Below are 6,601 nucleotides of genomic sequence, written 5' to 3'. Positions count from 1 at the left end.
CACCGCCGCCTTTACAAGGCTGGCCAGTGCTCTTGTGATTGAGACGTGACACAGAGGTAGAAGGTTGCAGCGCTGGCTAAAGAGCAGCACTCACCGTCTTTCGGAGGTTTTGCATGGGGGAAAGACACAGAGCGGAGGCGGAGGAAGACGCCGGCTCTCACCCGAATGCGCACCTGACCTGAAGGCGCCGGCCACTGAGGTCTCCGGCTCCGACTCCGAAGGCGGCGCAAGCCGACTAAGCCTCAGCGAGCACCGCGAAGCGAGCAACCAAATCAGCTCCCGCGAGTAACCGGCATATCAACGTCAACACCGGGCTTCCCAGCATGACGAGCCAATTCCAACTTGGCGATGGCATTCCGATGAACCTCATCCGGCCCATCCGCCAAACGCAAAGTGCGTTGCCCCGCCCAAAGCTTGGCCAACGGGAAATCGTTGGAAACACCACCCGCGCCATGAGCCTGAATCGCCCAATCGACCACCTGCAAAGTCATATTGGGAACAACGACTTTGATCAGCGCGATCTCCTGCTTGGCAACCTTGTTCCCCACCGTATCCATCATGTAAGCCGCCCGCAGCACCAACAACCTCGCCTGATCGATCATGCATCTCGCATCGGCAATGCGCTCATGCCACACCGACTGCGCCGCCACCGGCTTGCCGAAGGCAACTCTCGAACTCAACCGCTTGCACATCAACTCGAGCGCCCGCTCAGCAACGCCAATAGATCGCATGCAGTGATGGATCCGCCCAGGCCCCAAGCGCCCCTGCGCAATCTCAAACCCGCGCCCCTCGCCGAGCAGAAGATTCGACGCCGGCACTCTTACATCGACCAGATCAACCTCAGCATGACCATGAGGCGCATCGTCATAACCGAACACCGGTAAGTGCCGCATGACATCGACACCCTGGGTATCCGACGGCACCAAAATCATCGACTGCTGTTGATGCTTGCCCGCCTCCGGATTGGTCTTGCCCATGACGATGAACAGCTTGCAGCGCGGATCATTGGCACCGCTCGACCACCACTTACGGCCGTTGATCACATACTCATCGCCCTCGCGCCGGATGCTGCATTCGATGTTGGTCGCATCCGCCGACGCCACCGCCGGCTCGGTCATCAAGAACGCCGAACGAATTTCACCCTTGAGCAACGGCTCCAGCCAACGATCCTTGTGCGCCTCGGTGCCGTAACGTTCGATGGTTTCCATGTTGCCGGTGTCAGGCGCCGAGCAATTGAACACCTCCGGCGCCCAAGGCGCGCGACCCATGATCTCGCACAGCGGGGCGTATTCCAGATTGGACAACCCTTCCGGCGCTCGCGGCGAATGTGGCAGGAACAGGTTCCACAGCCCGGCAGCCCGCGCCTTGACCTTCAACTCCTCGATGATCCGGGTGGGCACGAACGCATCGCCTTTGCGGCGGTTGTCGGCGACCTCAGCCTCGTAGACCTTTTCGTTGGGATAGATGTGCTGGTCCATGAACTTGACCAGGCGAGCCTGTAACTCACGCACGCGTGGGCTGTATTCGAAATCCATGTGCACTCTCCCCCAAAAAGATGCTCAACCAGCGATGGCAGGCGCTAACTTGCCGTCCGGGCCGGCGGCAAGCCAATGCATTGTATGAATGGGCCCCGATTGGCAGCATGCATAGTCCGCGGGAGGTCCCATGCAGCTATCCAGGATCGATCTGAACCTGTTCACGGTGTTCGACGCAATCTACCGCGAAGGCGGCATCACGCCCGCCAGCCGGCGACTGCACCTGTCCCAGCCGGCGGTCAGCCATGCGCTGGGCCGCCTGCGCGAGCTGCTCAACGACCCGCTGTTCGAGCGCCGGGGCCACGAAATGGTGCCGACGCCGCTGGCTCGCTCGCTGGCCGACAGCATCGCCAGCTCCCTGGGCAATCTGGAGCAGATGCTCCAGCGCGTCGGTCATTTCGAGCCAGGCACGGCGCAACGCTCCTTCACCATCGCCGCTCGCGAATCGCATGAACTCACTTTCCTGCCGGCGCTGATGGATCGCATCGGTCACGAGGCCGCCTACATTCATGTCGCCTCGGTGCGCATCGATCGGCGGGACCTGGAGGAAGATCTGCAAAGCGGTGAGATCGATCTGGCGCTGGACGTGGCGCTGCCGCTGTCGAGCGACGTGCGTCGGGAACGGATCGGCGCCGAGCCCCTGGTGGTGCTGGCACGCGCCGATCATCCGGTCGTGCAAGGCAAGTTGGACATCGAGACTTATACGGCCCTGTCACACATTCTGGTGACCGGACGGCGCCGGGGTGGCGGCTATGAGGATGGCGCGCTGGCGCGCCTGGGAATGTCACGACACATCAAGATGCGCTGTCAGCAACATGCAGCCGCCAGCCAGATCGTGAGTCGTTCGGACTTGCTGGCTACGATGACTCGTAGCCAGGCGTCCATCGTGCAGCAGCCGGCCGGTAATCAGCTGCTGCCGTTTCCCATCGAGGTGCCGCCGATGGAGTCCTTTTTGTATTGGCACTCCAACGTCGAGGAGGACCCGGCGTCGCAATGGTTCCGGGCCCAGGTGCGGGCTTGTCTGGCCGAGCGAGCGGCTTAGGCCAGTTCCTTGTGGGACTCGATCACGCGCGACACGATGCCGTAGTCGATGGCTTCGTTGGCGCTCAGCCAGAAGTCGCGTTCCATGTCGACCACCACCTTCTCGTACGGACGGCCGGTCTGTTTGGCGATGGTGCGAGCGATGCGCTCACGCGTGCGCAGGATTTCCTTGGCCTGAATGGCGATGTCCGTGGCCTGGCCGCCGGCGCCGCCGCCGGGCTGGTGAATCATGAAGCGCGTGTTGGGCAAGCAGACCCGATTCTGCTTTTCGGCCGCCAGGAAAATATGGGTGCCGGCGCTGGCCACCCAGCCGGTGCCGATGGTAATCACCGGCGCATTGATGAAACGAATCATGTCGTGAATGGCGTCGCCCGATTCGACGTGACCGCCGGGCGAGGAAATCAATACCCGAATCGGTGCATCCGATTGCTGGGACAACGCGATCAACCTTTCGCAGACGCCGCGCGCCACGGTGTGATTGATCTCACCGAACACCAGCACGAAACGCGACTTGAACGACAGCTGCTCCGCCAGCCCCTCGGGTCGTTCGGTCTTTTCGGGCTGCTTTTCTTCGCGCTCGGCATTGAAGATCGGGGCGGACATGCAGAACTCCTTGAAACTCACGGGTCGGCCAAACGTTGGCCCAGAACGGGCGATTCTACCACTCGCCGCTGTTGGCCATGGACTTCCACGGCTCGCGCGGTTCCAGCGCCCCGCCCCGTTGCAGCAACTCTACGGAGATGCTGTCGGGCGAGCGGACGAACGCCATGCGCCCGTCGCGCGGCGGCCGGTTGACGGTCACGCCATGATCGATCAGGCGCTGGCAGGCAGCGTAGATGTCGTCCACTTCATAGGCCAGATGGCCAAAGGCACGGCCGATGCCATACTTTTCGGGGTCCCAGTTGTAGGTCAGTTCCACCTGGGCGTGCTCGTCGCCGGGCGCAGCCAGGAACACCAGGGTGAAGCGACCCTTGTCATTCTCGATGCGCCGGATTTCGCGCAGCCCGAGCGCTTCACAATAAAAACTTAGCGAAGCGCTCAGATCCGTGACGCGCACCATTGTGTGCAGATACCTCATGGGCGATACCCTCGACGAAACAGCAACGGCGGCCATGATAAACGACGGCAGCAGACTCGATGAGGAACTCCGGCAACCCGATTGCGTTGATCCCCCCGAGGCTACCGGCAAAAACAGGACATATGGGTGCGGATTCGCCAATCGATACAGACATCTCACAGCGCTGCGAGCCACGGCCGATGGCCAAGGCTGCTACCAATGCGCTGAGCTCTGTATTGGCCTGCTCGTTGTTCTGGACGCTGGCGAGCCTCTCACTATTGAGCGCCCGCGCGTTGGCGCAAACACCCGATCCGGCCGTGGAGCCGCCGTCGGCTGAACCGGTTCAGCCGGTCGTGGTGGAAAACGCCGATCCGCTCGCCGAAGGCCCGCCCATGGAGGAAGACGCGAGCCCGATGGAAATCTGCGCCCAGCCCGCGGATAAGAATTCCACCGTCCTACAGCGCGTGCGACGCAGCCTCACAGTGACGGCTTGCGCATCGTCCGCCTGGCTGGATGGTTTGTTCGGCGATCAGATTCACTACGACGACTATCACGCCACTTACGGCACCGTCACGGCCGGTGGCTTGTGGAGTGACTACGACGGTTTCGATCCTCGCCTGCGGTTTCGCGCGCGCCTGCAATTGCCCCAGTGGGACGAGCGCATTTCGGCGTTCGCCGGACGCGTCGGCGAAGACGATTACATCAGCGACACCGAAGGCGATTTCGATGCGCTACCGACGCGCCAGTTCGGCACGCTCGAAGATGAAAGCGTGCTGCTGGGTCTCGGCTATTCCAGCCCGGAGCGCACCGGTAACGACTTCGATGCGGGCGTCGGCGTGCGCGTCGATTGGCCGCTCGATCCCTACGCACGCGCTCGTTACGAAGTGGTGCGCACGTTTGCCGAACGTTATGTGTTCAGCGCGCGCGAAACCGTGTTCTGGCAAAACACCGAAGGCTTCGGCACCACCACTCGAGTCAACCTGGACCGCGTGATCTCGGATCGTTTCCTATTACGCTGGAGCAACCTGGGCAAGTTCACCGAGGAGACCATCGGCCTGGAGTGGTATACCCAGCTGACGTTGTTTCAAAGCATCGGCCAGAAAACCGGCCTGGCCTGGCAGGCGCAGATCGAAGGCGCCACCGACAACGAAGTCCAGCTCACACGCCACGCCATGCGTTTGATCATGCGCCGTCAGCTGACGCCCGAATGGCTGATCCTCGAAGCACGCGCCGGCGTCTCCTGGCCACGCCGCTATCTTTACGAAAAGCGTGAAGCCAGTCCCGAAGTCGGCATCGCGGTCGAAATGCAGTTCGGCCAGAAACGCGACCGCATCCGCCCGAATTAACTCCCGCGCCAGCCGCCTGTATGAGGCGGAACCTTAAGCACCCACCCGGACGCAGCTACCGGTGAGTATCTGTGCTGACGGGCGACTCGTCGGGCGCCGATCAGGCGCCGCCTGAATCTGGTAACTCCGTATACAGATGGTGCACGGCGGGCCGATGCGAACCACGTACCGCCACGTATTCGTGGTATCGCACCGATTCAGGAGTCGAAGATGAGCATGTCGAATCTCAGCGTCAAGGCGCGCCTGACCGCGACGCTGAGCCTGTTGGCGCTGGCCATGCTGTGCGTGGGTTTGCTGGGGCTGAGCGCCCTGAAGCAGTCCAACGCCCGGATGGACGAGCTGTATAAGAATCAATTTCAGTCTGCCGCGCTGGTCAACAAGATCGGTCAGCTACGCCGTGACAACGTTCGCGCCCTGGACCTCGCCATGATGACCGGCGCCGCGGACCTGCTCGCTGACTATCGAGCCACGCACGAACGCAACACCAAGCTGATCGACGAGCTGTGGGCGCAATACAAAGCCCTGCCGGCCGGTGCCGAAGAAACCGTGTTGGCGGACGACTTCAAGCGCCAGGCCGACGAGTATCGCTCGGTGCGCGACTCGATCGTATCCAAACTCCAGGCCGGTGCTCTCGAAGACGCCCGTCGCGCGCGCGTGCAGGACCTGCGTCCGGCAATCGTGTCGATGATGGCCGCGGCCGACAAGCTGGCCGAATTCCAGGACCGCGTCGCCGACGCTGCCAACCAAGCCAATGAAGCCGCGTACAGCAAAGCCACGATGATCTCGTGGGCCTCGATGCTGATCGCCAGCGCCATCGCTGCGGTGTTGGGCCTGATGCTGATCCGCTCGATGATGAACTCGCTCAACACTGCCGTCGGCACCGCCGAACGCATCGCCAGCGGCAAGCTGGGCAATCAGATTGAAATCACCACGCAAGACGAATTCGGTCGCCTGTTGCGCGCCATGCAGGACATGGACAACAAGCTGAGCGACATCGTCGGCTCGGTGCGTCATGGTGCCGATTCCGTCGGCTCCGCGGCTCGCCAGATCTCCAGCGGCAACGACGACCTGAGTCAGCGTACGCAGGAACAAGCGTCAGCACTGGAAGAAACTGCCTCTTCGATGGAAGAGATGACTGCGACCGTGAAGCAGAACGCCGATAACGCGCGTCAGGCCAGCCAGCTCGCCGTCGGTGCGCGTGACCAGGCCGATCGTGGCGGCTCAGTGGTGAACCGTGCGGTCAGCGCCATGGGCGAGATCAACGACGCCAGCAAGCGCATCGCCGACATCATCAACGTCATCGACGAGATCGCTTTCCAAACCAACTTGCTCGCCTTGAACGCTGCGGTCGAAGCCGCACGTGCCGGTGAACAGGGTCGCGGCTTCGCCGTGGTTGCCACCGAAGTGCGCAGCCTCGCTCAGCGCAGCGCCACGGCAGCGAAGGAAATCAAAGAGCTCATCAACGACTCCGTGTCCAAGGTGCAGGCCGGTACGCAGTTGGTCGATGAGTCGGGCAAGTCGCTCGCTGAAATCGTCGCCAGCGTCAAACGCGTTGCTGACATCGTCGCCGAGATTTCTGCGGCCAGCGAAGAACAGGCCAGCGGCATCGACCAGGTGAACAC

General features: G+C 62.2%; 6 protein-coding genes. 3 read left to right on the top strand and 3 right to left on the bottom strand.

Annotation, left to right across the window (positions count from 1 at the left end):
• Window positions 1-272: 272 nt before the first annotated feature.
• On the bottom strand, window positions 273-1,535 hold the full coding sequence (locus JNL55_RS12870; protein ID WP_293853471.1) for an acyl-CoA dehydrogenase family protein: 1,263 nt from the start codon (window positions 1,533-1,535) through the stop codon (window positions 273-275).
• A 130-nt stretch (window positions 1,536-1,665) separates the two neighbouring features.
• Between JNL55_RS12870 and JNL55_RS12865 the strand changes: the two genes are divergently transcribed.
• A complete protein-coding gene (locus JNL55_RS12865; RefSeq protein WP_293853469.1) occupies window positions 1,666-2,577 on the top strand; it encodes a LysR family transcriptional regulator in 912 nt (303 codons plus the stop codon).
• Here the strand turns inward: JNL55_RS12865 and JNL55_RS12860 are convergent.
• On the bottom strand, window positions 2,574-3,179 hold the full coding sequence (locus JNL55_RS12860) for an ATP-dependent Clp protease proteolytic subunit (RefSeq protein WP_293853467.1): 606 nt from the start codon (window positions 3,177-3,179) through the stop codon (window positions 2,574-2,576). The two genes, JNL55_RS12865 and JNL55_RS12860, sit on opposite strands and share 4 nt — an antisense overlap.
• A 55-nt stretch (window positions 3,180-3,234) precedes the next feature.
• A complete protein-coding gene (locus JNL55_RS12855; protein ID WP_293853465.1) occupies window positions 3,235-3,654 on the bottom strand; it encodes a VOC family protein in 420 nt (139 codons plus the stop codon).
• Window positions 3,655-3,833: 179 nt separating this feature from the next.
• Here JNL55_RS12855 and JNL55_RS12850 point away from each other — a divergent pair, with 179 nt between their 5' ends.
• Both JNL55_RS12850 and JNL55_RS12845 read left to right on the top strand, forming a co-directional pair.
• Entirely contained in the window at window positions 3,834-4,979 is a 1,146-nt protein-coding gene (locus tag JNL55_RS12850) for a hypothetical protein (RefSeq protein WP_293853463.1), read from the top strand.
• A 210-nt stretch (window positions 4,980-5,189) separates the two neighbouring features.
• A partial coding sequence (locus JNL55_RS12845; RefSeq protein WP_293853460.1) for a methyl-accepting chemotaxis protein occupies window positions 5,190-6,601 on the top strand: 1,412 nt, incomplete at its 3' end.

The organism is Steroidobacter sp. (assembly GCF_016790065.1).
In the GTDB taxonomy this organism is placed as follows: Bacteria; Pseudomonadota; Gammaproteobacteria; order Steroidobacterales; family Steroidobacteraceae; genus Steroidobacter.
Note: the sequence above shows the minus strand (reverse complement) of the source record. Positions and strands in the feature narration are given on the sequence as shown.